At 34.9% G+C, this 24,711-nt stretch carries 31 protein-coding genes and 1 tRNA gene; 22 read left to right on the forward strand and 10 right to left on the reverse strand.

Annotated features, from left to right (window positions below; all coding sequences use genetic code 11):
• Positions 1 to 2: 2 nt before the first annotated feature.
• The 4 genes from hslU to CCAL9328_RS04215 form a co-directional block, all read right to left on the reverse strand.
• Positions 3 to 1,325: an ATP-dependent protease ATPase subunit HslU gene (gene hslU / locus CCAL9328_RS04200; protein ID WP_170000086.1), complete on the reverse strand. Its 1,323-nt coding sequence runs from the start codon at positions 1,323 to 1,325 to the stop codon at positions 3 to 5.
• Positions 1,325 to 1,870 carry an ATP-dependent protease subunit HslV gene (gene hslV / locus CCAL9328_RS04205; protein ID WP_169935797.1) on the reverse strand — a complete coding sequence of 182 codons (546 nt, stop codon included), beginning with the start codon at positions 1,868 to 1,870 and terminating at the stop codon, positions 1,325 to 1,327. Before hslV ends, hslU begins: the two co-directional genes overlap by 1 nt.
• Positions 1,871 to 2,320, reverse strand: coding sequence for a 50S ribosomal protein L9 (gene rplI / locus CCAL9328_RS04210; protein ID WP_170000087.1), 450 nt, complete (start codon positions 2,318 to 2,320; stop codon positions 1,871 to 1,873).
• Positions 2,321 to 2,403: 83 nt separating this feature from the next.
• Positions 2,404 to 3,624: an argininosuccinate synthase gene (locus CCAL9328_RS04215; RefSeq protein ID WP_169935801.1), complete on the reverse strand. Its 1,221-nt coding sequence runs from the start codon at positions 3,622 to 3,624 to the stop codon at positions 2,404 to 2,406.
• Between the two features lie 221 nt (positions 3,625 to 3,845).
• Between CCAL9328_RS04215 and CCAL9328_RS11160 the strand changes: the two genes are divergently transcribed.
• The 8 genes from CCAL9328_RS11160 to CCAL9328_RS04245 are packed head-to-tail and all read left to right on the forward strand — an operon-like array spanning position 3,846 to position 8,826.
• On the forward strand, positions 3,846 to 4,331 hold the full coding sequence (locus CCAL9328_RS11160; protein WP_265575135.1) for an amino acid permease: 486 nt from the start codon (positions 3,846 to 3,848) through the stop codon (positions 4,329 to 4,331).
• Positions 4,332 to 4,335: 4 nt separating this feature from the next.
• Complete coding sequence (locus CCAL9328_RS11165; RefSeq protein WP_283240776.1) at positions 4,336 to 4,593, forward strand: hypothetical protein; 258 nt, start codon at positions 4,336 to 4,338, stop codon at positions 4,591 to 4,593.
• Positions 4,586 to 5,227 (forward strand): amino acid permease, encoded by a 642-nt coding sequence (locus CCAL9328_RS11170; protein ID WP_349304191.1) that lies wholly within the window; start codon positions 4,586 to 4,588, stop codon positions 5,225 to 5,227. The genes CCAL9328_RS11165 and CCAL9328_RS11170 overlap by 8 nt, the downstream gene beginning before the upstream one ends.
• Positions 5,224 to 6,162, forward strand: coding sequence for a homocysteine S-methyltransferase (mmuM, locus tag CCAL9328_RS04225; RefSeq protein ID WP_170000088.1), 939 nt, complete (start codon positions 5,224 to 5,226; stop codon positions 6,160 to 6,162). The genes CCAL9328_RS11170 and mmuM overlap by 4 nt, the downstream gene beginning before the upstream one ends.
• A 41-nt stretch (positions 6,163 to 6,203) precedes the next feature.
• Positions 6,204 to 6,455, forward strand: a complete 252-nt coding sequence (locus CCAL9328_RS04230) for an RNA-binding S4 domain-containing protein (RefSeq protein ID WP_169935807.1) — start codon at positions 6,204 to 6,206, stop codon at positions 6,453 to 6,455.
• Positions 6,448 to 6,855, forward strand: coding sequence for a tRNA (adenosine(37)-N6)-threonylcarbamoyltransferase complex ATPase subunit type 1 TsaE (gene tsaE / locus CCAL9328_RS04235; protein ID WP_169935809.1), 408 nt, complete (start codon positions 6,448 to 6,450; stop codon positions 6,853 to 6,855). Before CCAL9328_RS04230 ends, tsaE begins: the two co-directional genes overlap by 8 nt.
• Positions 6,848 to 7,576, forward strand: a complete 729-nt coding sequence (gene lptB, locus CCAL9328_RS04240; RefSeq protein WP_169935811.1) for an LPS export ABC transporter ATP-binding protein — start codon at positions 6,848 to 6,850, stop codon at positions 7,574 to 7,576. Before tsaE ends, lptB begins: the two co-directional genes overlap by 8 nt.
• Positions 7,577 to 7,578: 2 nt before the next feature.
• A complete protein-coding gene (locus CCAL9328_RS04245) occupies positions 7,579 to 8,826 on the forward strand; it encodes an RNA polymerase factor sigma-54 (protein ID WP_170000089.1) in 1,248 nt (415 codons plus the stop codon).
• Here CCAL9328_RS04245 and CCAL9328_RS04250 read toward each other — a convergent pair.
• Positions 8,816 to 9,640 carry an adenylosuccinate lyase gene (locus CCAL9328_RS04250; RefSeq protein WP_169971697.1) on the reverse strand — a complete coding sequence of 275 codons (825 nt, stop codon included), beginning with the start codon at positions 9,638 to 9,640 and terminating at the stop codon, positions 8,816 to 8,818. The two genes, CCAL9328_RS04245 and CCAL9328_RS04250, sit on opposite strands and share 11 nt — an antisense overlap.
• 59 nt (positions 9,641 to 9,699) lie before the next feature.
• Positions 9,700 to 9,882, reverse strand: a complete 183-nt coding sequence (locus CCAL9328_RS04255) for a hypothetical protein (RefSeq protein WP_169935817.1) — start codon at positions 9,880 to 9,882, stop codon at positions 9,700 to 9,702.
• 131 nt (positions 9,883 to 10,013) lie between these two features.
• Here CCAL9328_RS04255 and CCAL9328_RS04260 point away from each other — a divergent pair.
• Positions 10,014 to 10,090: transfer RNA gene (locus CCAL9328_RS04260), tRNA-Arg, on the forward strand.
• 187 nt (positions 10,091 to 10,277) lie between these two features.
• Here the strand turns inward: CCAL9328_RS04260 and CCAL9328_RS04265 are convergent.
• Both CCAL9328_RS04265 and CCAL9328_RS04270 read right to left on the reverse strand, forming a co-directional pair.
• Positions 10,278 to 10,853 (reverse strand): hypothetical protein, encoded by a 576-nt coding sequence (locus tag CCAL9328_RS04265; protein ID WP_169935819.1) that lies wholly within the window; start codon positions 10,851 to 10,853, stop codon positions 10,278 to 10,280.
• Positions 10,837 to 12,285: a transglycosylase domain-containing protein gene (locus CCAL9328_RS04270; protein WP_170000090.1), complete on the reverse strand. Its 1,449-nt coding sequence runs from the start codon at positions 12,283 to 12,285 to the stop codon at positions 10,837 to 10,839. Before CCAL9328_RS04270 ends, CCAL9328_RS04265 begins: the two co-directional genes overlap by 17 nt.
• Before the next feature lie 430 nt (positions 12,286 to 12,715).
• Here CCAL9328_RS04270 and CCAL9328_RS04275 point away from each other — a divergent pair, with 430 nt between their 5' ends.
• Complete coding sequence (locus CCAL9328_RS04275; protein WP_170000091.1) at positions 12,716 to 12,922, forward strand: hypothetical protein; 207 nt, start codon at positions 12,716 to 12,718, stop codon at positions 12,920 to 12,922.
• On the forward strand, positions 12,919 to 13,185 hold the full coding sequence (locus tag CCAL9328_RS04280) for a type II toxin-antitoxin system RelE family toxin (protein ID WP_169935825.1): 267 nt from the start codon (positions 12,919 to 12,921) through the stop codon (positions 13,183 to 13,185). Before CCAL9328_RS04275 ends, CCAL9328_RS04280 begins: the two co-directional genes overlap by 4 nt.
• A 154-nt stretch (positions 13,186 to 13,339) precedes the next feature.
• Here the strand turns inward: CCAL9328_RS04280 and CCAL9328_RS04285 are convergent, their stop codons facing one another.
• Positions 13,340 to 13,585, reverse strand: a complete 246-nt coding sequence (locus CCAL9328_RS04285) for a hypothetical protein (RefSeq protein ID WP_169935826.1) — start codon at positions 13,583 to 13,585, stop codon at positions 13,340 to 13,342.
• A 251-nt stretch (positions 13,586 to 13,836) separates the two neighbouring features.
• Here CCAL9328_RS04285 and CCAL9328_RS04290 point away from each other — a divergent pair, with 251 nt between their 5' ends.
• The 7 genes from CCAL9328_RS04290 (at position 13,837) to CCAL9328_RS04320 (ending at position 19,516) form a co-directional block, all read left to right on the forward strand.
• A complete protein-coding gene (locus CCAL9328_RS04290) occupies positions 13,837 to 14,163 on the forward strand; it encodes a hypothetical protein (RefSeq protein ID WP_169935828.1) in 327 nt (108 codons plus the stop codon).
• 125 nt (positions 14,164 to 14,288) lie between these two features.
• Complete coding sequence (locus CCAL9328_RS04295; protein WP_169935830.1) at positions 14,289 to 14,501, forward strand: phosphonate transporter; 213 nt, start codon at positions 14,289 to 14,291, stop codon at positions 14,499 to 14,501.
• A 40-nt stretch (positions 14,502 to 14,541) separates the two neighbouring features.
• Positions 14,542 to 14,847, forward strand: coding sequence for a hypothetical protein (locus CCAL9328_RS04300; protein ID WP_169935832.1), 306 nt, complete (start codon positions 14,542 to 14,544; stop codon positions 14,845 to 14,847).
• A gap of 226 nt (positions 14,848 to 15,073) precedes the next feature.
• Complete coding sequence (locus CCAL9328_RS04305; protein WP_170000092.1) at positions 15,074 to 17,254, forward strand: hypothetical protein; 2,181 nt, start codon at positions 15,074 to 15,076, stop codon at positions 17,252 to 17,254.
• The gene (locus CCAL9328_RS04310) at positions 17,251 to 17,691 is read left to right on the forward strand and encodes a hypothetical protein (RefSeq protein WP_170000093.1); all 441 of its coding nucleotides are present in this window, start codon (positions 17,251 to 17,253) and stop codon (positions 17,689 to 17,691) included. Before CCAL9328_RS04305 ends, CCAL9328_RS04310 begins: the two co-directional genes overlap by 4 nt.
• A 12-nt stretch (positions 17,692 to 17,703) precedes the next feature.
• Complete coding sequence (locus CCAL9328_RS04315) at positions 17,704 to 18,831, forward strand: zonular occludens toxin domain-containing protein (RefSeq protein ID WP_170000094.1); 1,128 nt, start codon at positions 17,704 to 17,706, stop codon at positions 18,829 to 18,831.
• On the forward strand, positions 18,779 to 19,516 hold the full coding sequence (locus CCAL9328_RS04320) for a hypothetical protein (protein WP_170000095.1): 738 nt from the start codon (positions 18,779 to 18,781) through the stop codon (positions 19,514 to 19,516). The genes CCAL9328_RS04315 and CCAL9328_RS04320 overlap by 53 nt, the downstream gene beginning before the upstream one ends.
• Before the next feature lie 146 nt (positions 19,517 to 19,662).
• Here the strand turns inward: CCAL9328_RS04320 and CCAL9328_RS04325 are convergent, their stop codons facing one another.
• Positions 19,663 to 20,400, reverse strand: a complete 738-nt coding sequence (locus CCAL9328_RS04325; protein ID WP_170000096.1) for an XRE family transcriptional regulator — start codon at positions 20,398 to 20,400, stop codon at positions 19,663 to 19,665.
• Positions 20,401 to 20,487: 87 nt separating this feature from the next.
• On the opposite strand from CCAL9328_RS04325, the gene CCAL9328_RS04330 reads away from it, so the two are divergent.
• From CCAL9328_RS04330 to CCAL9328_RS04345, 4 genes are all read left to right on the forward strand, one after another.
• On the forward strand, positions 20,488 to 20,670 hold the full coding sequence (locus CCAL9328_RS04330; RefSeq protein ID WP_169937663.1) for a hypothetical protein: 183 nt from the start codon (positions 20,488 to 20,490) through the stop codon (positions 20,668 to 20,670).
• Positions 20,671 to 23,304 carry a DDE-type integrase/transposase/recombinase gene (locus CCAL9328_RS04335; protein ID WP_170000097.1) on the forward strand — a complete coding sequence of 878 codons (2,634 nt, stop codon included), beginning with the start codon at positions 20,671 to 20,673 and terminating at the stop codon, positions 23,302 to 23,304.
• Positions 23,305 to 23,417: 113 nt separating this feature from the next.
• On the forward strand, positions 23,418 to 24,302 hold the full coding sequence (locus CCAL9328_RS04340; protein WP_170000098.1) for an AAA family ATPase: 885 nt from the start codon (positions 23,418 to 23,420) through the stop codon (positions 24,300 to 24,302).
• Entirely contained in the window at positions 24,303 to 24,491 is a 189-nt protein-coding gene (locus CCAL9328_RS04345; protein WP_170000099.1) for a sigma factor-like helix-turn-helix DNA-binding protein, read from the forward strand.
• The last annotated feature ends 220 nt before the right edge of the window (positions 24,492 to 24,711 follow it).

Below are 24,711 nucleotides of genomic sequence, written 5' to 3' on the forward strand. Positions count from 1 at the left end.
CTTTATAGTATGTATCTTGCTATGTCTTGATTTTCTATGACATCGCTTAGTCTTTGACTAACTAGCTCTTTATCTATAACGATCTTTTCTCCGTTTTTCTCGCTTGCTTCAAAGCTAATATCTTCTATAACGCGCTCGATAACTGTATGAAGTCTTCTCGCTCCGATATCTTCCATCTTTTCATTTGCCGCTTGTGCTATTTTGGCGATCTCGCGTATGGCTTCATCGCTAAATTCAAGCTCGACATTTTCTGTTTTAAGCAGGGCGATGTATTGTTTTAGAAGGGAGTTTTTAGGTTGGGTTAAAATTTGATAAAGTGCATCTTCGTCAAGACTATTTAGCTCGACTCTAAGCGGAAAACGACCCTGAAGCTCCGGTATAAGATCGCTTGGTTTACTTACATGAAAGGCGCCGGCTGCGATAAATAAAATATGATCCGTCTTTAAATTTCCAAATTTTGTAGATACCGAAGAGCCTTCCACTATCGGAAGTAAGTCACGCTGAACACCCTCTTTGCTCGGGTCTTGTCTGCCTGAATTTCCGGAGCTTACAGCTACTTTATCTATCTCGTCGATAAATATAATGCCTTCATCTTGTGCTCTTCTTAAAGCCTCAGTTTTGATGTTTTCGGTATTTAAAATTTTATCATTTGCCTCTGCCTCAAGAGCCTTTCTTGCATCTTTGACTTTCATCTCTTTTTTAGTCGGTTTATTTGTCATGCCGATTATTTTTATGAAGCTTTCTTGCATTTGAGCCATATCGGGCGGGATGTTTGAATTCTCGCTCATTGTTGGCTGCATGACTTCGATCTCGATATTAAGGTCATCTAAGTCGCCATTTCTAAGCTTTGTTAGCATTTTTTTATAACTTCGCTCATAATCTGCTATTTTTTCTTCGCTAACGCCTTTTGGTAAAGGTGGAAGTAGTTTTTTGATTATTTTATCTTCGATGTATTCTGAAATTTTAGCTTGGTTTTTTTCGATGTGTTCTGATTTTACTAGGTTAAAAGCTGCCATCGCAAGATCTCTAACCATGCTTTCAACATCACGTCCGACAAAGCCTACTTCAGTGTATTTGCTAGCTTCGACTTTTATAAAAGGAAGTCCCATCATCTTTGACAGGCGTCTTGCGATCTCAGTTTTGCCAACACCGGTTGAGCCTATCATTAGGATATTTTTAGGAACTATGTCATCTTGCATAGCTTTTTCTAGTTTCATCCTTCGGTAGCGATTGCGAAGTGCGATAGCGATGATCTTTTTGGCATTTTTTTGCCCTATAACATAATCATCTAAAAATTCAACTATCTGTCTTGGTGTCATATTCATTATTTATCATCCTCTAAGACATAGGTTTTTATATTTGTATTTGTATATATGCAAATTTCTCCCGCGATAGTAAGACTCTCTTTTACGAGCACCTCTTCATCTATGTCGGTGGCTAGCCTATCAAGTGCGCGAGCAGCAGAAAGTGCGTAGTTGCCGCCACTGCCTATCGCAGCTATCTTTCCGTCTTCAGGCTCAACTACATCGCCGGTCCCGCTAAGTAAGAAAATTTTATCACGGTTAAGAACCAACATCATAGCTTCTAATTTGCGTAGATACTTATCTTTTCTCCATGCTTTGCTAAAATTTATAACAGCCTTTAAGAGATCCCCTTTTGCTTGCTCTAAATTTTCTTCAAACATATCAAAAAGGTTAAACGCATCGGCGGTACTTCCTGCAAAGCCCGCCAAAACTTTACCGTCTTTTATCTTTCTGATCTTAACGGCATTTCCCTTTAATACAGTGTTGCCAAAACTTACTTGACCATCACCGCCTATTACTGATTTATTTTTGCCTTTATAGGCTAAGATCGTTGTTGCGTGAAACACTTACTCTCCTTGAATGTCAACCTTTAAATCGGCACTTATCGCGTGTCCTAGTTTTACTTGAACATTATAAATTCCTACCGCTTTTAGGTGGTTTTTTTCTATTTCGATTGATTTTTTATCAACGATTAGATGATGTGTTTTTTCAAGCTCTTCAGCTATCTCTTCTTTGGAGACAGAGCCAAAAAGTGCGCCGTTAGCACCTAGTTGTTTTTTGATAACTACCGTAACTTTAGCTAACTCATCTTTTAATTTTTCTAAATTTGCAAGTTCGTATTTTAGCTCTTCTGCTTTTCTTTTTTGTGCTGCTTCGTATTGGCGTAATACATCAGGAGTTGCAGCTTTTGCAAAGCCTTTTCCTATCAAGAAGTTGTTGCCGTATCCATCTTTTACCTCTTTTATCTCACCTGCTTTTCCTAAGCCTTTTACGTCTTTTATAAGTAATACTTTCATTTTTATACCTTTGATTTAAATTTTATTGAGAGGTTGAAAAAAGATTAGCAAGCCAAAATAAAGCTTGCTAATTGATTGAAATTTTAAAATTTTCTTCCGTTTTTGCTAGCGATTATAAAGCGAAGAGCGTTTAGCTTGATAAAGCCGTCCGCATCTTTTTGATCATATACGCTATCCTCTTCAAATGTACTATATGCTTCGTTAAACAAATTATCATTTTGGCTTGAACGACCAAGGATTATGACATTTCCTTTATAAAGCTCAACCCTTACTTCACCGTTTACATGCTCTTGGCTTTTATCTATCGCCGCTTGTAGCATAGCACGTTCAGGGCTAAACCAAAAACCGTTGTAGATTAGCTCTGCATAGCGTGGCATTAGCTCGTCTTTTAGGTGAGCCGCTCCTCTGTCAAGAGTTATGCTCTCTATCGCACGATGGGCTTTTAACATGATAGTGCCGCCAGGTGTTTCATAGCAACCGCGACTTTTCATGCCCACATAGCGGTTTTCAGCTATATCAAGGCGTCCTATGCCGTGTTTTGCCCCAAGACGGTTTAGCTCTGTTAAAATTTCAGCAGGACTTAGCTTTTTACCGTTTATGCTTACAGGATCGCCTTTTTCGTAGCCGATAGTGATTATCTCACTCTCGTTTGGCGCATCTTTTGGATCAACCGTCCATCTCCACATATCTTTTTCAGGAGCATTTGCGGGATTTTCAAGAACTAAACCCTCATAGCTTATGTGAAGTAAATTTGCGTCCATTGAGTATGGACTTTTGCCTGGTTTTTTACTTATATCTATGCCATTTCTCTCTGCATAAGCAAGAAGTTTTTCACGACTATTTAAGTCCCATTCTCTCCAAGGCGCTATGATGGTTAGATCAGGATTTAGCGCGTAGTACCCAAGCTCAAAACGAACTTGATCGTTTCCTTTGCCTGTTGCTCCGTGGCTAACGCCGTCAGCACCGGTTAGCTTTGCTATCTCTGCTTGTCTTTTTGATATTAACGGACGAGCGATAGAAGTTCCCAGTAAATACTCTCCCTCATAAATAGCGTTTGCTCTAAACATAGGAAATACATAGTCTTTTACGAATTCTTCTCTTAGATCTTCTATAAAAATATTTTCAGGTTTTACTCCAAGTGCTATAGCTTTTTTGCGAGCCGGCTCAACCTCTTCTCCTTGACCTATATCTGCCGTAAATGTTACAACTTCGCAATTATATTCATCTTGAAGCCATTTTAGAATTATACTTGTATCAAGTCCGCCGGAGTAAGCCAGAACGACCTTTTTAACCTCTTTTTTCATCCCATTCTCCTTATTTAGATTAAATGGCTAATTTTATCTAAAAATGATTAATTTTAAATAAATACTTTAAGCAAAAAATAATAGATCCAAGATGGAATATATCTAAATTTTGGATCACATGGGTAAAATTGAAAAATTTAATTAAATTTGAAATTTAAATTAACTAAATTTACGATAAATTTTAGTAAAATTAAAATTTTATTTAAGCAAAAGGAAGCGTGTTGCAAAATCACAAATTACAAAATCAAGGCGAGTTTAAGCGCAAGATAAACTCACGCCATCTATTTATGATAGCTCTTGGCGGAGTTATCGGCACGGGGCTGTTTCTAAGCTCAGGCTACACCATTTCACAGGCCGGTCCGCTTGGTGCTGTCATCAGCTATCTTGTGGGCGCGGTGGTCGTCTATCTGGTTATGCTCTCTCTTGGCGAGCTTGCCACGGCGATGCCGGTTACTGGCTCATTTGGTGCGTATGCTACGAAATTTATCTCTCCGGCTACGGGATTTACCGTTACGTGGCTTTACTGGCTGTGCTGGACGGTAGCGCTTGGGACCGAGTTTTTGGGAGCGGCGATACTTATGCAAAGGTGGTTTCCTGAAGTGCCAGTATGGGTCTTTGCGACATTTTTTGCGGGGCTAATTTTTGTCATAAATTTGCTAAACGTAAGGGCTTTTGGAGAGACTGAGTCTTTTTTTTGCGGGCATTAAGGTAATGGCGATCATCGTGTTCATCACGCTTGGACTTGGGGCGATATTTGGCGTGGTGTCGTTTGATGGGGCGAGTTCGGCTCCGCTTTTTGCCAATCTCACCGCCAACGGAACCTTTCCAAACGGCTTTTTGGCTGTGGCTACCGTGATGCTAGCGGTAAACTACGCCTTTTCAGGCACCGAGCTTATCGGCATTGCAGCTGGCGAGACAGCTGAACCAGAAGAAAAACATACCTCGCGCTATAAATACCACGGTGCTTAGGCTTGTGATATTTTTTGTGTTAACCATCATTGTTTTAGCTTCACTGCTTCCGATGAATGAGGCGGGCGTACTAGAAGCGCCTTTTGTCGTAGTTTTTGACAAGATGGGGATACCATATGCGGCGGATATTATGAATTTTGTCATCCTGACAGCGATACTTTCGGCGGGAAATTCGGGACTTTATGCCAGCTCACGTATGCTTTGGTCGCTTAGCAACGAGGGGCAAATCGGGCCTTGGGTGGCGAAGATTGACGATAGAGGAGTGCCTGTTAGAGCGCTTGTGATGTCGATGATAGGTGCGGTGGGAGCGCTATTTGCTAGTAAATACGCCGAGGATTCGGTATTTTTAGCCCTTGTTTCGATAGCGGGCTTTGCGGTAGTTGGCGTGTGGCTATCTATCCCGTTTGCACAGATAAATTTTAGAAAAGAGTGGATAAAAAGCGGCAAAAGCGTGGAGGATCTCAAATTTAGAGTGCCTTTTTCGCCCGTTTTGCCATATATTACGATCGCCTTGCTTGCGGTTTCGATCATAGGTATCGCTTATGACGCCGAGCAACGTCCGGGACTATATTTCGGGCTTCCTTTCGTGGCGTTTTGCTATATTTATTACTATTTGAGATATAAAAAGATATGAGTAAATTTAAAGATTTATTAGCCAAAAAAGACGTAGTGGTGCTTGACGGAGCGCTTGCCACACAGCTTGAAGCTATGGGGCTTGACATCAGCGGTAAGCTCTGGTCGGCAAAGCATATCGCACAAAACCCGGACGCTATCAAGCAAATTCACAAAAATTATTTAAAAGCCGGAAGCGACATCATCACGACGGCAAGCTATCAAGCGACGATTCCGGGCCTTATGGCGGCCGGGTTTAGCGAAAAAGAGGCGTATGGTTTAATTCTAAAAACAAGCCTTATAGCACGCGAGGCGGTGGATGAATTTATACGTGAGAGCGGGGCGACGGAGACTCCACTTGTGGCGGCAAGTATCGGACCATACGGTGCGTATCTATCTGACGGGAGCGAATATAGGGGTGATTATAATCTAAGCAAGAGTGAATTTAAGGCGTTTCACGAGCCACGCATTAGGGCTGTTTTAGAGGGTGGGGCGGATATGCTGGCGGTTGAGACTATACCGCTTTTAAGCGAAGCGGAGGCGATATGCGAGCTTTTAGAGCAAAATTTTAAGGACGTGCCTTGCTGGATAAGTTTCACGGCAAGAGATGAAAATGAGCTTGCTAGCGGCGACGCCATAACAGATGTGGTTAAAATTTTAGAAAGCGCTCCAAACGTGCTTGCCTACGGCTTTAATTGCATAAGTGACACACTTGCTAGCGCTTTGCTTGCAAATTTAAAAAATGATGGCGGGACGAAGCCATTTATCATCTATCCAAATGCGGGCGCCGTGTATGACGCCAAGACTCAAAAATGGAGCGAAAAGCCTGATGAGAGCGGGCTGATAAAGTATATACAAAAGTGGCATGAGCTTGGCGCAAGGTTGATCGGCGGATGTTGCCAAACGAGCCCTGAATTTATAAGACAACTAAGCGAAATTTTAAAGACAAAAATTTAGTGTTATGCGAAAATAAGCAAATTTTAGTTAAAATCCAGCCCATGAGAATAGATAAATTTTTAAATGTAGTAAATATCACAAAACGCAGAAGTATCAGCGAAGATATGTGTAAAAGCGGAGTAGTTAGTATAAACGGAGTGGTTGCAAAGCCTGCTAAAGATGTCAAAGTTGGCGATAAAATAACCATAAAATTTCTTGTCCGCGAAGTAAGTTATGAGGTGCTGGCTATACCGACAGGTAAAAGTATCCCAAAAAGCGCACAAGAAGAGTATGTAAGGCAGGTTAATGCGTGAATTTATACTAGCTAAAGATGAGCTTATCAAGCTTGTAAAAACACTGCCAAAAGATGGTGTGATGCTACTTAGTGGAACTCTTGCTAGCGGCAAGACAACTTTGGTGCAAGAGATAGCTAAATTTCACGGCGTTAAGCAAAATGTTACTTCGCCTACATTTTCGATCATGCAAAGTTATGATGGTGATGTAAAAATTTTTCACTATGATATATATCAAAATGGTGTTAGCGGTCTTGTAAAAAACGGACTTTTTGAAAATTTGTATGAAGATGGACTACATCTTGTTGAGTGGGGCGATGAAGAGCTCGAAAATATGCTAAAAATTTATAAAATTCCATATACTATAATCAACATAAAAACCAAAGAAAACCTGCGAATATACGAGGTAAAAAGTGCATAAATTACAGATAAACGAACTGAAGAAAACCATAAAAAAGACAAACATCATAAAAGGCGTTTCGCTAGATATAAAAAGTGGAGAGGTAGTAGGACTTCTTGGTCCAAACGGCGCCGGTAAGACTACGACTTTTTACATGATATGCGGTCTAATCAGCCCCACAAGTGGCACTATTGTGCTTGACAATAAAGATGTTACAAATGTTCCACTTCATAAGCGAGCGCAAATGGGGATTGGGTATTTACCGCAAGAGTCGAGCATCTTTAAAGACTTAAGCGTAGAGGAAAATTTGCTTTTAGGAGCGGAAATTTTATACAAAGATGTTAAAGTTTGTGAGCAAAAAGTCAATGAAATGCTAAATCTCTTAAACATCGAACCCATCAGACAAAGAAAAGGCGTAAGTCTAAGCGGTGGCGAAAGAAGACGATGCGAGATAGCCAGGAGTCTTATGATAACACCTAAATTTCTTCTTCTTGATGAACCTTTTGCAGGGGTTGATCCTATCGCGGTTAGTGATATACAAAGTATAGTTCGTGACCTTAAAAATTTAGGCATAGGTGTGCTTATAACTGATCATAACGTGCGTGAGACGTTGGCTATTTGCGATAGAGCATACGTTATCAAAGACGGTGCTTTGCTTGCAAGCGGCACGGCAAAAGAGGTTGCAAACGATAAAAATGTTCGCACGCATTATCTTGGTGAAGAATTTAAGCTTCTAGAGTAAAAATGCTGCGTCAAACTCAAGCTCTATCGCCAAAACTAAAGCTTAATCAAACGCTTCGTAGTTGGCTTCCAATACTTCAAAGTAGCCTTGACGAGCTAAAAGAGACGCTTGAGCCGTTTGTCGAAAACAACCCGTTTGCTAGCATAGAACAAAATTCATCTCATGTAAATTCTAAAAGAAATTTTTTTAAAGAAATAAGCAAAAATTCCATTTCAGATACGCTTGAAGCTACCAGTATACAAAAGCAAAGCTTGTATGAAAAGCTTTATGAGCAGATAAATCCACCGCTTTTTCCAACGTTAAAGTCTCAAAATATAGCTTATAAAATCATCGAATGCATAAATAATGAAGGGTATTTTGAATATGATGATGAAATTTTATCGGAATTTGATGATGCGCAAGTTGAGAGTATTAGAGCTAGATTTGCCTATCTTGAGCCAAGTGGAGTTGGAGCTAAGAGCTTAAAAGAGAGCTTTTTGTTTCAGCTTGAAGAGGTGGAGTGTGAGGCTAAAATTTACGAAAATGTAAAAAAAATTATCGAAAATTTCGAAGATATTGAACAGATGACAAAACTAAAGGGCTACAAAGAGGCTCTTGAATTAATAAAAAAATTTAAAAACCCTCCTGCTATAGAATACCTAGAAGATATGGCAACAGCCGTTGCAGATATAGCCATAAAAACAGATGATAACGGCATTAGCGTTAGTGTAAATGACGGGTTTTATCCTGAAATTTTATTAGATACACAAGGACTTGATGAGGCAAACGAATTTGTCTCAAGCCGCATAAAAGAGGCTAGGGCACTCATAGATGCGCTTGAGATGCGCAAAGCAACGCTTTATAAGATAGGGCTAATGATAGTCGAGTATCAGTATGATTATTTCTTTGGTGGAGACATAAAGCCGATGAAGCTTAAAAATTTAGCCGATGATCTTGGTCGCAACCCATCCACTATATCGCGTGCCATTGCAAATAAATACCTAGAATGCTCGCGTGGAACGATCCCTCTTAAGAAGTTTTTTGCTACTGGGCTTGATGAGGAAGTTTCAAATGAGGCTATAAAAGGATTTTTACTTGAACTTATAAAGAAAGAAAGTCCACAAAAGCCATTAAGTGATCTTAAAATTTTAGAACTTATAAAGGCTAATTTTAATATCCCATTGGTGCGGCGAACGATAACAAAATACCGTAAGTCGTTAAATATCGGAAGTTCTAGCGAGCGTAAAAAAATTTACGCTATCAAGCACTGACAAAGTTTTCTTGCGTTTTAAAAAGCGGTTTAAGGCTTTCATACGCGGTTTGTATCTTTTCAAATTTTTCACGGTATTCGTTTTGAATTTTTTGAGGCTTGCTTGCATGACGATCGGGATGATAAATTTTAACCAGCGAAAGATAGCTTTGTCTGATTTGCTCAAAGTCGCTATCCTTTTCACAGCCCAAAGTCTCAAAGTTGTCCTCCAAAAGATCTGCAAGAGCTGAAAATCTATTTACAAATTTACTTGATTTTTGAACTTTAAAATTTCGTTTAAATGTATCAAATTTTGTACTATCAAGATTGAAATGTATGATGAAATTTAAATGCTCTTTTTTTGAGAACAGTGTATTAAAAGCGTCAAAATCACTTTCGTTTTTAATTTTAACATGTAAGATATTTTGTTTTTCATCAAATTTGTTTTCATTATCTTTAAAGCATTGCATAATATAGTTGGCAAAAATTTTATGTGTATTATTAAGTAGTAATACAATCTCATCCTTTACAAAATCAACATCTACAAAAAACATGTTAGAAACCGCATTTTTTTGAACATAGTTGATTTTTATAGTTTTATACTGCGCGAAAAAGAGGTTTAGCTCTTCATTTGTCTCTTTTTCATATATTTTTTTAATAAACTTTAAAAAGCACTTTCTTTGTGGTATTTCGCTCTCTTCGTAAAATGATATGATCTTGCCTTTGTTGGCGATAGTTTTGCTGAAATTTTTTATTATGATATTGCGAAGCTCGCAAAATAATATGTCATCTTGAGTTTGTATGCTTAAAGATTCTAAAGTTTGAGTTATATTCATAAAATTTCTCCTTAAAAACTATAAGGATAAAAAGCAATAAACGTTCCAAATTGTGTTTTTTAGATTTTTCTAATATCGCTATTTTTTATATATGACAAAAACTCATCTTTTAGTCTATCTTGTTTATGTTTGATAGCGTCTTGTTTTGCATTTTGTGGATCTTTTTGAGGTTTTAGGCTTACGCCTTGTTCTTTTACAAGCTCTTTTTTTATATCTTTTAAGCTGTCAAAAAAGTCATTCATCGTATTTCCTTTATTGTATTTGACGTAAGATTATCTGTTTTGAGCTAAAATTTGCATAAATTTTAGAAATTTTAGAAAATATATGCAAATTTTAAGAAAACTTTGCTATAATCACATTTCTTTTTTATTGTGCGCTCGTAGCTCAGCTGGATAGAGCATTTGATTGCGGTTCAAAAGGTCAGAGATTCGAATTCTCTCGGGCGCACCATCTTACTTATTTTTTAAAAACACACAAGTTTCTAAGTTAAAATTTCTAAAACATTTTAAAGTTTGCAATGCAATACCTTAATATTTTTTGCGAGCATTAGTTAAGAATTTACAAAAAAGAAAGCATAAAGTTTTTATCTCAAAAGAGTTATATGAGAATATTTTTATAAAAACAATCTTTTTATAGTTTAAGTAAATAAATCCACATATAATGATCTTAAGACATATAAAATTAACAATATAAAAATAATTAAAAATAGTGAAAATGATGCTTTTTTGAGATAAAATTTTACGGGATTGTTTTGTTGCTCTAAATATCTTGAATTATTTTTATTTATGATGTTATTAATTTCTTTTATCTTATCCTGAATTTTTCTAAGATAATCAAAAATCAATTTTTCATTTAATGGTTTATCTTTTGAATAATTTTCATATACATTTTTTAACAAATCATTGTTTTCTTTGATGTCCACTATATAACTATTTTTCAACAATAACTCATATAATTTCTTCGCATTGGATTTAGAATTTGGCTTTAAAGATAGTTGAACTAAACAAAAATAAATTTGATTTAAATTATCTAAATTTTCTTTTTGAGTATTTATAAAAATATTTTCGGATTGAGCTACTGAATCTGTTATATATTTTTTAATTATTAATGAACATATACCCAGTATTAAAAATAAAATAAATTCAACATCATTTATTTTATCATTTATAAACAATAAAATATTTTTAAACAAATCCTCATCTAATGAGTTCATTAAAAAACCCCTTAATCTTTTGAGTAAAATTTTTCGGCGCTTTACCTGTATTTACAATGTTATCATAAGTCATTCTTTCGTCTCTGAGGAAAGCAAATACTATTTCATGGTTCCCTAAAATAATATATCTATTTCTATTGTTATTCGTAGTGCCTGTTTTGCAAAAAAATGAGCTTAATCCCAATGTGTTTATTGATACTTGTCTTAATATGGACTTTAATTCGTCTATATGTTCATGATTATTATTTGAAAATAAATTATAATAAGCCATTGATAATTCGTATAAAGAAATACCATATGGAGTGGAACCCAAAACCAAAGATGGAAAATCTTCACAATTTTCTTTGTTAAACAAATTAGCTATATGCTTAGAAATATTATCAAAACCCACTTTATAACTTGCGTTTAAAAACACTGTATTATTAGATACCTCTAGTGCTTTTGCCAAAGACATGGTGTTATATGTTGGCTCAAATGCTTCTTTTGCTATCCATTTTTTATATTTATAAATAGGTGTTGTTGGTATTTGCGTATTTTGCTCTACCCCATGACTTCTTAAATATAAATATATAAAAGGCTTGAGTGTTGAGCCTACATTTCCGAAGTGATTAAATATATAATGGTTTCCATGCTTGCTAGAAAAACCAGCAATTTTGCCATTTTTTATACATATTACAGAATCAAAATCTTTAGTTGAATTTACAAATTTGTTAATTTTGTTTTGTATTTTATAATTTATTGTGCTATTAATTGTAAGCTTATTGCGTTCTATCGTCTTAGTAACAGCAGATATAATTTCTGATGGCACAACACTTATTTGTTTTTGTTTTAATTTTGGAAAATTATGTAAGTACTTGCCAGTTTGACTTTTTGAGATAAGGTTTGTTTTATTTAATCTAGCCACTATACTTTTATATCTATCTAGGAAAAGTTGGTTGTTGTTAATATATAAATTGGGACCCCTTAAGAGCACAATTAAGGATATAAATTCTTTTTTTGTTAGCTCATGCAGTCGTTTTGCAAAATATTTAATAGAAGCTGACTCAAATCCATATATGTTTGAACCCATATAAATAGATTCAATATATTTATCTATGATATGCTGTTTTGAAAATTTAATTTCTATTTTTAGAGCTTTAAAAATTTCTGCAAACTTTCTTTTAAATGTTTTTGAGTTGTCGTTTAAATAGCTTCTTGATAATTGTTGCGTTATTGTACTTCCACCTTCTATTATTTTTCCGGCTTGTAAATTTCTATAAAAGGCTCTTGCTATTCCAATTAAATCAATTCCTATATGCTTATAAAATCTTTTGTCTTCAATTGACAGCAAGAATTTAATAAAAACTTCAGGAATCTCTGTATCTATTCGCTTTGTATAGATTTTATTTGTATCGGAGCAAACACCAATAGTTTCACCATTATCGGCTTTCACAATATAGCCATTCACATTAATATGCACATTTGTTATCACCAAATAACTCTTTTGATTTATGTTTTATTTAATAAAAATTTGTGCTAATTTTAGCATAATTATTGTGTATGTTTTAGTCAATTATGACCATATTGATTTATTTTATAAAGTTATAATTCTATTACTTACGAGACTTTGGGTGCTTAATTTGTCAGCAAGAGTTGTTTTTTGTTTGCGCAAGACAACACAATAAATGTAATTTATGAAAAAATAAAATAATATAACTGGCAGTTGATTTAAACTGGTTGCAGAGAGCGGATTTGAACCGCTGACCTTCGGGTTATGAGATTTTTGTGCTGTAAAATTTTACTTAAATATCTTAATTTGCCTGCTTTATATAATGTTTTTTAAAATATGTTATAATCATAAAAAAATAAAAAAGGTTAAAACTATGGAAAATATGTTAGAGATAGAAAGAGAAGATTTCTTGCATACTCTTACAGCTTCGGATAAAAGAATAGTTAAAAAAGCCATAGATCTTTATCATGATTTTATAGAGTATAAAGACGCTTTGAAAATAAGCAAATCTATCGAAAATGGCACTATTAAAACATATCCTGCTGATGAAGTTTTTAAAGAGATAGAAAAGTCATTATGAAACTTGAAATTTCAGACATAGCAAAAGAAAATTTAAAAAAATTTAACAAAAAAGACTACACAAAAATCAAAGAAAAACTTATTTATTTGTGCGATAACTACGAAATCATAAAAGATAGTAAAAATATAACCTCTTTGGTTAATTTTTCAAATTTTTACAGGTATAGAATTTCAAGTGATATAAGGGCTGTATTTCAAATCAAAGATGACAAAATAACAATACTTATTTTAAAAATAGGACATAGAAAAGATATTTATAAGTAATATTCTCTCATATCAATTTATTTTAAATTTTATTTTTATATATCAATACCTACTTAAATATTCTAACATAAATATCAATTTTCCACTCACAAAAATAAATTCATAAGTTCTTACAATATTGTCAATTTTCTTATTTTTTTGCTTTAGAAACATTTTAGCCACCTATTTCTTTTTTTAAAACTCTTGCTTTTATTTCTGCAAAATAATACTCTTTTTCTATATCACTTAAATTATTATAGTATTTTAGTAATTCATCATTTTTACTTAAATTTTCTTTTTTTTCTAAAAAGGTTTCTTTGTATTCCATCACAATTTTATATAAAAATGGTTTATCTTTTTTCCAGTTATACAATGTTGGCTCTGAAATATTTAATTTTTCACAAAAATCTTTATTATTCATCTTGACATCTTTTTATTTTTTTACTATAATACTAAAATTATTTAAGTAAATTTTGTTTTTAGTTAAATAATTAAATTTTTATTTTAGCTTTTTATAGCTTAAATGAAAAATTTTAACATACCGCCCGCAACAGAGTAGAGATGTTTAGGGGTGTGGGTGTTACAACCTTAGTATGTTGTTAAACTGCTTGGGGTGGCGTAGCTCCGCCCCTTAAATACTTAGCTACAAAAACACATTTTAAGGAGCTACATATGTATACGTATTTAATTGGCTTTTGCGATGAAGTTCGCCCACTCTCTAGAATTGATAAGAAAACTGGTGAAGTTTCTAGCTCGATCGACGTAACTATAACTTTTGAAGGTAGGGACAATCAAGGCTATCTTGTTAAATCTACCGAAACTGTCAATTATGATTTTTCATTAAAACCCAAATTTGATTCTGTTAAGGGCAAATATATAGCTATTCCATATCGTTTTATTAATACTCGAACAGGTTCTTATATGTTTCCTGATGATAGTTTAAATTTTCAAGTTTTTAATGAAAATCCTTTCAATAAGGAACTAAAATCATCTAAATAACAAACCGCGGGGGCTTTGCCTTAATGTGAGTAGTGAACCGCTCTCCCGCTTTTCAAACTCAATAAAGTTTATTTTGTAGATTTTCTCGAGTTTGAACTCTAAAAAATCATCTCAAAGGGTTAGATATGAAAAATTTTCTTCAATCTACTAAGAGTAAAGTTGCTACTGCAAGTGTAGCTTTAATGACAGCTCCTATTCTTTTTGCTGCTGACGCTCCTGCGGTGCCAAGTGATCCATTAAAAGCAGATTACGCACTTTTCGACTATGTTTTCGCTGGTGTCGTAGCTGTTGCTTTTGTCTTTATGATTGCCCAAAGGGTCAAGGGCTTCATAAAATAGTCTAATAGGGGGCTTTTGCTCCCTAAAAAAGGTTAAAGTAATGAAAGAAAACGCTATTTATATACCTGATTTAAATTCTTGTGTGAAAGATTTTTATATAAAGGATAACACTTTATTTTATGTTAATTTTGATAATTCTGTTTCTTCTTCTCCTTCAAAATTTATTGATTTTAAAACAAATTTTATTTTTGATACAGCTTCCAACATTTGCTATATAAGTAAAAATGAACTAATACCCGATTTAAATATTTATGAATATCAATTTAATTTCTTAATGGGTCTTTCATCAATATTGATAGCGTTTTCTTTCCTTATGGGTTTAATTATAGTAGGAGCTACACGATGATAGAAGTTTTTAGCAACGATGTTTTTAATTATTTTATGAATATTTTTGCTCTCTTTTTTGTCCCTATCTTTATTTACGTCATAGCTCTTTCTTTTGTTAAATAAGGTTGCTTTGAAATTTTTCAGCTAGTTTTTTTGGCTGATCAAATTCAATGTTAAAAGTGATTATTAAAAAAACTAGCCGGCAACCGAAGGGCGTCAGCAAATATTAAAAAAGGTTTTAATTAATGAAAATATTATTAAACATAATTATTTTTCTATCAATTTCAATAAATTTTGCTTTTTCTATTGATTGCAATTCTTGCCCTGATGATGATTGCGACGCTTATTGCGCTACAAAGATTAATTTTTCTAATACTGTTGATTTTGTTGAATTGGGCAATGGTTTTGTTTCTTCAGGCGATAAAATATTTAAATTTCTTTCAAAGCATAAATATGAAGAAAATTTACACAATTCTGGCTCTTCTCTTCCTAAATACATTTGTAAAATTTCAGATGACTATCTTGGTTGTAGTGTTTTATCTTATTCTGAAAGTTGTTTCCAGTATACTCCTTATGAGACCACTTGTGGTTATTATAATTACGTCAAGTATCAATATTTTACCAAATGCTCTTCTGATCAAGAATTCGATATCATTTCAAAAACTTGTAAATCGAAATGTTTAAGTGGTCAGCAAAGAAATCCGGATACTGGAGATTGCGAATTTCTCGCATGTCCTGAAGGACAAATACGAAATCCCAAAACAGGTCAATGTGAACCCGATTCAGAACGCCCCTCTTGGTGTCCAGAACCTATGATTTTTCAAAAATATGAAATAGACCGCGATTGGCAACGCGATTTAACCATAGAAAAATGTTTGCCTAATCCTACTTTAGACGACCAAACTAAATGTGAAGCTAAAGGCATGATTTGGCATTTTTGTGACGCCACGTTGGATTCTCATGAAATGGCTACATGCATGTTAATTCCTATGGGTTGCTATCATCAAAAAACCATTGATAGATTTAAGGCTGAATTTCAATTTGAAAGCGACCTTTTTATAATAGGTGGCTTCATGCTTCCTTTGCCTATAAACGCTATAAAGAATTCTTTTATTTCTTTGGCTTCTTATGTTAAAGGTCTTTTTAAAAATAATCCAAAGCCCAATATTCCTAATTTATTGGAATATAGACCCCAGTTGGTTGACATGAGGGCTACTCAATCAGGTCCCGAACCAGTTTTCAGATTTAATCCTGTTGATGATGATTTAATTATTCTAAATAACGTTTTTAAAGAAACAGGCAAATTTGATATAACTTTAACAACTGTAAATATCCCAAAAACCCCTCAGGTTTTAGCTGATGTTTCACCAAATTTAAAAGTTTTTGATTTTCCAAAAAATGCTTCTCTTTCAGGACTTGAAAACAATACGTTGATTTCTGCAAAACTTAAAGATATGGCTAAACCTATGCCAACTAAAGAAGCTACTTCATTAAATGAAATTAGGAATATAAAACTAGATTATGATTTGGATACCATGTTTAAACAAGCTGATAATCCTACTCCAAATCTCCCTATGACAATTCAACAAACTGGCAAATCTGGTAATAAAACTACATATAAAGGCTCTATTACTACTCCTGATAATAGTGTTATTGATGTTGAAGTTGTTGAAACTATATCTTCCTCTGGGTCAAAGGTTCAAGATGTGATTCTTTCTCATAATTATAAAACTCCTTCAGGTGTTGGCAATCTTTCAACTGGCTATACCAACACCATTGACGCGAGCGGAAAAGTAACCAATACTATTCCAAAGGATAGCACCGTTTCAGACCCATCAACTGGCTCAACTAGTCCAAATGCTGGCGGTTCAACGACCACCACACCCACGCAGTCACTAGATTTAAGTACATTAGAGCAAGCTCTATCCAGAACAAACACAAAACTAGACGCTATAAATGATACACTTACACAAACAAAGACACAATTACAGCAAGCCAACGACACCCTAACTGACATAAAAACACAACAAAAATTAGAGTGGAATTATGACCCTAACATTGCTACAAAAACCGCTTTTGCTACTTTTGCAAGCGAACTAACCAAGCTTGACTTATCAGCAAAAGAAGCTTTTACTTTTATAGATAATACAAAAAAAGATATTGATAATTTAATGAATGACTTTAATGATGCTAAAGATATTCTTGAAAAAGGTATCGATATTCCAGAAATCCCATCTGGCAATTGTCCTTTTACTATTAGTGGTCCAACTCCTGGTAGCGGAAAGACAAATTTATTCTCTATCGACCCTTGCTATTTCGTCAGTCCGTATAGGTCAATTCTCACTATATTTTTTACAATTTGGTTTAGCTTTGAGATTATTATGTTCTCTTTGAAATATTTATTTAGAGTAGGTGGTGATTCATGAAATGGTTAATCGGTGCCGTTGGTAGTTTTATTGCTGATTTTATTCTTTATCTTTCTAAAAAAATTAGCTTAAAAACCGCTAAATTGGTTGTGCTTATACCTTTATATGTTATGCTTGTTGCTTTTATGGTTTCTTTCGCTACGTATTCAATTTTATTTATCATGAGAATTTGGAATCTACTTAGAGAATATTTCCCAAAAATGTTTGATTATTCAAATGGCGTTAGTGGCTCTTTTGGTGGATTACCAAATCAAACAATTATAAATTCAACTATGGAATTTTTAAATCAAAGTGGTTTAGCTGACGCATTTTCTATTTCAATGTCCTTGTTTATTTCTATTCTTAGCTTTTATTTTGCCTTGCAACTTTATAGAGTTATAGCTTATGTAGTCAATACTATTACTAGTTATTTAAAAGATTTATCTTATATTCTTTAATGAGTAGATAAAATGCTAAGTATCATTATAGGACCCCCACGCTCTGGAAAGACTTATAAAGCAGTCGATATTATAAATGAGGAATACGAGCTTCATTTAAAAAATACTTCAAAATATAGATACATATATACAAACATAAACGGCTTAAAATTTGAACTATTTAACGGCTTTGTAAAACAATATAATAAAATCGACTTTATTTCTGCCACCCAGCAAGAAAACGCCCTCAGCTCTCAATATGAAAACGGCTTTTTGTCCGATATCGATGACTATGATAGCTATGCTTTAAAAAGTGGCATTTATGAAAACTATCATCACTGCTTAATAATCCTAGATGAGGTATACAACACATTTTCAAACACATTTAGTAAAAGTTTAGGCAGATTTTTAAGCTATCACGGACACTTTGGTATTGACGTTATATTTTTACTTCAGTCAAAGCGTCAAATGAATAGAGAATACCTTGTTCATACCGAGCTTATGTATATAGCCCAGCCTAGCGGAAAGAGGCTATTTAGCACAATATTTAGGTATAAAGTTTATAGCACCTCATTAAAAATAAATGATAACTTAATCAGGACAGACAACCTAAAATTTAATCAAAAAATATCTGATTTATATAATAGCGGTTCAAAGCAAATTTATAAAAGTTACGCAACTAGAAAAATACTATTTTTGATAATTTTTATAATTTTTTCATATATGCTTTATTTGTTTCTAGAGCCAAAACAAGAAGCATTAAAGCCAACAATCAAGCAGGAAATTAGATTTTTTGATGCCAATATTTCAGAAAGCATACAAATTCAATCTATGCCAAACAATCAAGATATAAACGACATAAATACAACAATTTTCAATGAAAATAAAATCTATCTAAAGATAACTTGTTTTCCTAGTGGCTGTAAATTTAGAAGTTATGCCATAGATTTATCTTTAGATAGCTTTTTGGAACTTCTTTCATTTTCAAACTGTCACATATTCTTGCAAGATAAGAAATCAGTAAATTATATAGATTATTTCTTATCTTGTCCGTTGGATTTTGAAAGAGTTTTAAAAGGCTTGGAAAATTCATCTCAAGGGGTTCACAATGAAAACTTTGCAAAAAGCAGTCCTAGTTCTATGTTTTCTACTTTTAAGTAGTTTAAACGCCTTAGAGTATCGCAGTATTGCATTTAGTGACTTTTTAGGCGAAATAAGCGGTATAACTGGTAAAAATATCGTCATTAGTGGAAATATTGATACAAATTTTGACGTATTTTTACCTACTTTGGATTTAAGCAATAGCAATGCCTTAGATAAGTTGCTCAAAGACATTCTAAAAGTCAATGGGCTTGACTACCTTATACAAAACAGCGTTATTCTGATTTATAACCCTACTATCGAGGATAAGCCTATTTTAAATGACTATATCATCAAATTTAAGCATATTTCAAAAGATGACGTCATTTCTGCACTATCTTTATTTAGCGATAATATTAAATATACTGTTTATAGCGATAGAATCCTTCTTATAACAACAGAAAGCCAGTATAAAATAATAAGCAATCTAATTAAAGGACTTGATACAAGTTATCAGCTTAGACAACTTAGCTTTACGATTATTAGCACCGATAATACAAAGCTTAAAGAGATTGGTCCAAATATTCAAGCTATATTAAACCCACTAGATAGCTTTTATTTTAAAATCATTACAAACGTTCTAACCGTCGATAGCACTAAGATTGATAAAAATAGCGTTACTAGCCTTATAAATTTACTAAAAGAAAATGGAGTATCAGATTTGCTTTACAATCCAAGTGTAAAGTTTTGTAAGAAATCAAAGTGAGATAAATTTAGCGATGAAAGCCTAAATATAGGGCTTAAGAGCTAGTTTATTTAAAATCAAAGTGGCGAAATTTTATTTTACATTATTTTACAAATACTTTACACTTTTTTACACTTGTTTTTAAAACCTTTTAAAAGCCGTTTAAATCAAGCTTTTTTCATGTGCGACACCACTCTGCCTATTATATGGCAGTATTGCATATTATGCTTTTCTATTAAAATCGGCTCATACTTGTCGTTATCTGAAAATAGAGTTATAGACTTGGTTACCGGGTTTTTTTCTACTCGTTTTACGTAAATATCGCCATCGTAGCTTATGATATAGATACATCCGCCTATAATGCCGCTCTCGTTTTGCATAGGATTTATAAACAAAAGTTCGCCGTTTGTAATAGTAGGCTCCATACTATCGCCACGAGCATTAATAATGTGGATATTGGCAATATTACCACTAATACGCAAAAACTTACGCAAAAACTCCTCATCAAAGTCCATAATCACCGGTGCTTCATCGTAGTTTATGACGCCGCCGCCCGCACTTGCATAGGTATCTTCAAAGTAAGGTATAGAGATGACGTTTGTTTCTTCTTGTGAGTTTTTAAGGTTAGAGTGGTTGGTCGACATATTGGGGGACAAATTTTGCGATTGGGAGACAGATTGGGAGACAATTTTGGCATTTTTGGGAGACAGATTGGGAGACATAAAATTTGACAAATCAACTTCAAAAGCATCTGCTATTTTTTTTAAGTTTATTGTAGTTGCAACATTATTGCCTGTTTCATACCTTTTAATGCTTGGAAGCGATACACCTGAAATTTTAGATAAATCCTCTTGTGTCCAGCCTTTTTCTGCGCGAAATGCTTTTATTTTTTCTGAAAGTATCAAAATATATCCTTTTCTCTTGACAAGTATTAAAATTTATACTATAATTTCGACATTAATACCAAAATTATATCAAAGGAAGCTTAAACGATGATAGATTTAATCGGCAACGTAAAAAGCGGCGGCGTAGCAGAACAAATCCAAACAAAAACCAATAAAACTCTCAAGAGATTTTGCCGCGAAAACAATCTAAGCTACAGCAGTATCCTAAACGGATATTTTTCTAAAAAAGCCAAAAAGACTTTTAAACGAGCAGGTATTAAGGTAGCCTAAATGTGGGTAAATTCTAAAGAGGCGGCGGCGATTTTGGGCGTAAATAATAAAAGCGTAGAAAAAGCAGCTTTTCGTGCCAAAAAGGCGGATAAAAAATTTTGCTCTATAAGGTATCAAAATTTATACTTTGAATACATCGACGGACGCGGCGGCGCATCAGGCAAAATCCTTCAAATTTGGATCGACGACGAGATAACAGCCGCGCATAACGTAAGCGACAAAGAGGGCTCCCTGAGAGAAATAGAGGAGTTTAGAAGTGAAATTTCACCTGCCGACATAACAAGCAGTGCCATAACAACTCGTGTCGGCAGCTTAAATTTCACCACAAAGGAAGAAAATGCAGGTAGTAGCAATAGAGAGGACGCAAGCAAGAGGGCTGGCGGAGATGATGCAAAAAGAGGATCGATTAACTCAGGCGGAAGTAGCGAGACAATCAAAATTCCTGCATTTTGCGATGAGTATGGCGAAAATGGGCTTTGCGGTCAAGATGACGGATCACGGAATTTACGGACGCAAAATAAAGGCAGTATAAATGGATGCACTATTTATAATTTGCATGACAATCATAGTATTAGCGGTGATATATTCATAGAAGTAACCAAACAAGGAGACATAGATGAGAATAAAAATGGCTATAAGGGAAAATCGTGCGTTAGTGAGCGTAAAGACGAGCAAGCACGAATATATGCAGGACAATACGCTGATGGCGTGCGAAGCCTTTGTGAATGCTATGGCGCTAGGACTGGATGCGAGCGAGAAATTTGCAGTGAGCGAGATAAAGCGTTGCATGGACTATATTTTCAGGCGGGAAAAAGCGAAGCGAAAGCTATTAAATGCGAAGCGGTAGATGAAAGACTGCCGCTAATCGCTACTTGCTCGGATAAAAAACGAAAAGCCGCCTTTGAAAAATATGAGGTAATAAAAGAGTGGGAAAAAGCCAAAGGTAAAGTAAAAGATAGTGCTTTTATAGAGCATATAAATTCTAAAAATATATGCTCTATAAAGGTAACTGCAAATAAGTTATACGATTGGCAACGTAAATATAAAAACGGCGGACTTGACGCATTAGTCGATGAGCGAACAAATAATAAAACGCTAACGTTAGAGGCTTTGGGCTTAAAAGACTACGCGATAAAGCTAATTGCCGCACAACAAGGTAGGATAAACGTAACAAATATTTATAACCTACTTAATTATGAAGCCATAAAGAGCGGTAAAATGAGCCTTGAAGCCTTTAACGGCAAAAGAGATGAGGTGGTAAGCTATGAGGTGGTAAATCGCTTTGTAAAAGGCTATCTAGCCAAAAATAGACTTCTTAAAAATATCATACTTTACGGCGAGGACGGAGCGGTAAGTCGCCATCTTCCAAGCCTAGGCGTAAGCAACTGGGCGGTGGACACTATAAATCAAGTAGTAGAGATAGACGCTAGCCCGCTTGATCTAATATGCAATGCCTCCGACATCTGCGATATGATAGGTTTTAAGGCCGTAAATAACATATTTAAAGATAAAGATGAGTTTGAAACATACGTAAAAGAGTGGCAAAAACGCTACACGATAATAGCGCTAATCGATACCTATTCGGGCGTAGCGACATTCCATATAACAGACACCGAAAACTCTGTCGGCATAGCAAGAGCGGTGGCTAAATATATCCTAAGATACGGCAAACCGCAAGTAATCAAAGGCGATAACGGCAAGGCGTTTAAAAGCGAATATATAAATAGCGTGATGAATGCGCTTGAGATTGAATACAGAGCCGTTAGGGCTTATAGCGGATGGCTCAAACCTTACGTGGAGCGAAATTTTAGAGCGCTTCAACACAACTTTACCGCAAATTTAGCGGGATTTATCGGACATAACATCACGCAAAGACAAGCCATTGAGTTTTTCTACTCCAAAAAGGAAAGACGGCTTAAAAAGGGCTACAAAACCAATTTAAGAGAGCTTAAAAATTTAAGCGAAGTGCAAAGCTTAATGGATATGTATGCCGAGAAATTTTTAAATACTCGCTATTTGGAGCGTTTAGAGATGAGTGTGGCAGAGGCTTACAATGAGAAAGCTCACGAAGCGGTGGCAATGGATGCGATAAGTCTAAGCGCAAGGCTTGGCAAAAGAGAGCTAAAGAGCGTAAATAAAAAGGGTGTTAGCGTGGGCGGCATCTGGTATCAAAACATCACAATGCACGGATATAACAACGTCTATGCAAATTTAAACATCAACAATCAAAGCGAGTGCTTTTTATGGAACGAAAAGGGCGAATTTATAGATGTAGCCGTAGCATTTAGCGATAGGACGGGAACAAGCGTAGAAGTTGCAAAAGCTAGTCAAAAACTATTTAATAAACGGCTAAAAGAAACCAAAGAGGCTAAAACAATAGCTACAAACGAAGTAAGAAATAAATTTATAGATTTTGTAGAAAAAGTAGAGATAAACGGTGCCGTAACTCCTACCGTAAAAGCGGTAAATAAGGAAGCCCAAAGAATAGACGCCGACTTAAAAATAGCAAGAGCCGCAAAAAGCGACGCGAAAGTAACCGCTTTGCAGATAGAAAACGCAAAGAGTAAGGCAAAAGAGACTAGAAGAATGAGTGTGTTTGAAGAGATGGCGTTAGCAAAGAAAAAGATGGCGTAAAGGTCTTTTCTCAAAGAGAGTGCCGTAGGTTAAAAAAACGTTTTTAAAAGGCTTTTAAATAGGTGTTTAAAAATTAAACACCTATTTAAACGACTAAATTTAAAGGACAAATGATGTTAAAGACGATTGAGAGGCTAGAAGCCTTTTTAAAAGACGAGGGGATAAGTGCTAACGTCTTATCTAGGTCGCTTGAAAGAGTAAGCTCGGCTACGTTATCGCAGTTTCGTGCGGGAAAGTATAAGGGTGACAATAAAGATGTGGCGGATAAGATAAATCGCTACATAGACGGATATTACGAAAAGAAGATAAAAAGAGAGCAAAGCCCACTAAATGAGATAAAAAACGAGATAGTGGAGACAAACGACTTTACTATGGGAAGTTATGTTATCGATGAAACCGTAGATGAGTGTGAGTTGGGTCTTATATACGGACTACCAGGCACCGGCAAGACGACTATACTAAGCGAGTATGCAAAAAACCACCCAAATGCAGTGCTGATAAAAACAAATCGCTTTTATAAGGCTAAGACTTTGCTAGATAAGATATGCGCCGAGCTAGGTATAGAAAGCGTAGGAGATAATGCCACTAAGCTTGATAAGATCGTGAAGTTTTTAAAGCAAAGCGACAGAATTTTACTTATCGATGAGGCGGAAAATCTACCTATACAAGCGCTTGACGGACTTAGGGCTATATGGATGGATAGCGGAAAGCCGATGGTGCTTTGCGGAACTGAGCTACTTAAAGATAAGCTAGTGGGAAGTGGCGGCGAACTTAAGAGATTTTATAACAGAATATGCAACGTGCATGTGATGAAGGGGCTTAGCGATAGCGAAAGCTTGGAGATATACGGCACTAACCTAATATACAAATACTGCGAAAACGACTTTAGAGCCTCTTCAAAACTATACAAAAAGGCTTATAAGGCGGCGAAATTTAAAAATAAAGAGATAGACAGCGAGATTATAGAAGATGCACTAACAATGGTGGTAATAAAATAGATGACATACGCCCAAATAGCCGTTATTTTAGGACTTAGCACAGAAAGAGTAAGGCAGATAGAAAAACGAGCTATCGCCAAACTAGCTCATCCTAAAAACAAAAAGCTATGGGAGAGCGTAAGAGAAGCCTTGGGCGAGATCGAAAAAGAGAGAGCTAAACGATATAACAGCGAGGAGATTACAAGATGATACGCGGGCTAAACGGATTTTATTCGCGCAAATTTTATGAGCTTGATGGTGAATTTATCTGTATAAAAGGCTCTAAGAAAGCCGTTGATACGATAAAAATTTAAGTGTTTAATAAGCCGCTTATGGGCGGTTTAATTAAGTGCTTGAGCTCAAAAACACTTTAAACAAATTTTGGTGGGTTGTGAAAGCAACCTTAGTCTTTAGTGTTAGTTCTTAGGTG

This window comes from Campylobacter sp. RM9328 (genome assembly GCF_012978615.1).

Excerpts from the sequence above, each read along its gene's own strand:
- CCAL9328_RS04300 (WP_169935832.1), top strand. The coding sequence starts at position 14,542 with ATGAAAGAAAACGCTATTTATATACCTGATTTAAATTCTTGTGTGAAA.
- CCAL9328_RS04280 (WP_169935825.1), top strand. The coding sequence starts at position 12,919 with ATGAAACTTGAAATTTCAGACATAGCAAAAGAAAATTTAAAAAAATTT.
- CCAL9328_RS11165 (WP_283240776.1), top strand. The coding sequence starts at position 4,336 with ATGGCGATCATCGTGTTCATCACGCTTGGACTTGGGGCGATATTTGGC.
- CCAL9328_RS04310 (WP_170000093.1), top strand. The coding sequence starts at position 17,251 with ATGAAATGGTTAATCGGTGCCGTTGGTAGTTTTATTGCTGATTTTATT.
- CCAL9328_RS04340 (WP_170000098.1), top strand. The coding sequence starts at position 23,418 with ATGTTAAAGACGATTGAGAGGCTAGAAGCCTTTTTAAAAGACGAGGGG.
- CCAL9328_RS04315 (WP_170000094.1), top strand. The coding sequence starts at position 17,704 with ATGCTAAGTATCATTATAGGACCCCCACGCTCTGGAAAGACTTATAAA.
- CCAL9328_RS04290 (WP_169935828.1), top strand. The coding sequence starts at position 13,837 with ATGTATACGTATTTAATTGGCTTTTGCGATGAAGTTCGCCCACTCTCT.
- CCAL9328_RS04335 (WP_170000097.1), top strand. The coding sequence starts at position 20,671 with ATGTGGGTAAATTCTAAAGAGGCGGCGGCGATTTTGGGCGTAAATAAT.
- hslU (WP_170000086.1), bottom strand. The coding sequence starts at position 1,325 with ATGAATATGACACCAAGACAGATAGTTGAATTTTTAGATGATTATGTT.
- CCAL9328_RS04250 (WP_169971697.1), bottom strand. The coding sequence starts at position 9,640 with ATGAATATAACTCAAACTTTAGAATCTTTAAGCATACAAACTCAAGAT.
- tsaE (WP_169935809.1), top strand. The coding sequence starts at position 6,448 with ATGCGTGAATTTATACTAGCTAAAGATGAGCTTATCAAGCTTGTAAAA.
- CCAL9328_RS04245 (WP_170000089.1), top strand. The coding sequence starts at position 7,579 with ATGCTGCGTCAAACTCAAGCTCTATCGCCAAAACTAAAGCTTAATCAA.
- CCAL9328_RS04215 (WP_169935801.1), bottom strand. The coding sequence starts at position 3,624 with ATGAAAAAAGAGGTTAAAAAGGTCGTTCTGGCTTACTCCGGCGGACTT.
- CCAL9328_RS04275 (WP_170000091.1), top strand. The coding sequence starts at position 12,716 with ATGGAAAATATGTTAGAGATAGAAAGAGAAGATTTCTTGCATACTCTT.
- mmuM (WP_170000088.1), top strand. The coding sequence starts at position 5,224 with ATGAGTAAATTTAAAGATTTATTAGCCAAAAAAGACGTAGTGGTGCTT.
- CCAL9328_RS04320 (WP_170000095.1), top strand. The coding sequence starts at position 18,779 with ATGAAAACTTTGCAAAAAGCAGTCCTAGTTCTATGTTTTCTACTTTTA.
- CCAL9328_RS04345 (WP_170000099.1), top strand. The coding sequence starts at position 24,303 with ATGACATACGCCCAAATAGCCGTTATTTTAGGACTTAGCACAGAAAGA.
- CCAL9328_RS04285 (WP_169935826.1), bottom strand. The coding sequence starts at position 13,585 with ATGAATAATAAAGATTTTTGTGAAAAATTAAATATTTCAGAGCCAACA.
- CCAL9328_RS04305 (WP_170000092.1), top strand. The coding sequence starts at position 15,074 with ATGAAAATATTATTAAACATAATTATTTTTCTATCAATTTCAATAAAT.
- rplI (WP_170000087.1), bottom strand. The coding sequence starts at position 2,320 with ATGAAAGTATTACTTATAAAAGACGTAAAAGGCTTAGGAAAAGCAGGT.
- CCAL9328_RS04255 (WP_169935817.1), bottom strand. The coding sequence starts at position 9,882 with ATGAATGACTTTTTTGACAGCTTAAAAGATATAAAAAAAGAGCTTGTA.
- CCAL9328_RS04230 (WP_169935807.1), top strand. The coding sequence starts at position 6,204 with ATGAGAATAGATAAATTTTTAAATGTAGTAAATATCACAAAACGCAGA.
- CCAL9328_RS04295 (WP_169935830.1), top strand. The coding sequence starts at position 14,289 with ATGAAAAATTTTCTTCAATCTACTAAGAGTAAAGTTGCTACTGCAAGT.
- CCAL9328_RS04330 (WP_169937663.1), top strand. The coding sequence starts at position 20,488 with ATGATAGATTTAATCGGCAACGTAAAAAGCGGCGGCGTAGCAGAACAA.
- CCAL9328_RS04265 (WP_169935819.1), bottom strand. The coding sequence starts at position 10,853 with ATGAACTCATTAGATGAGGATTTGTTTAAAAATATTTTATTGTTTATA.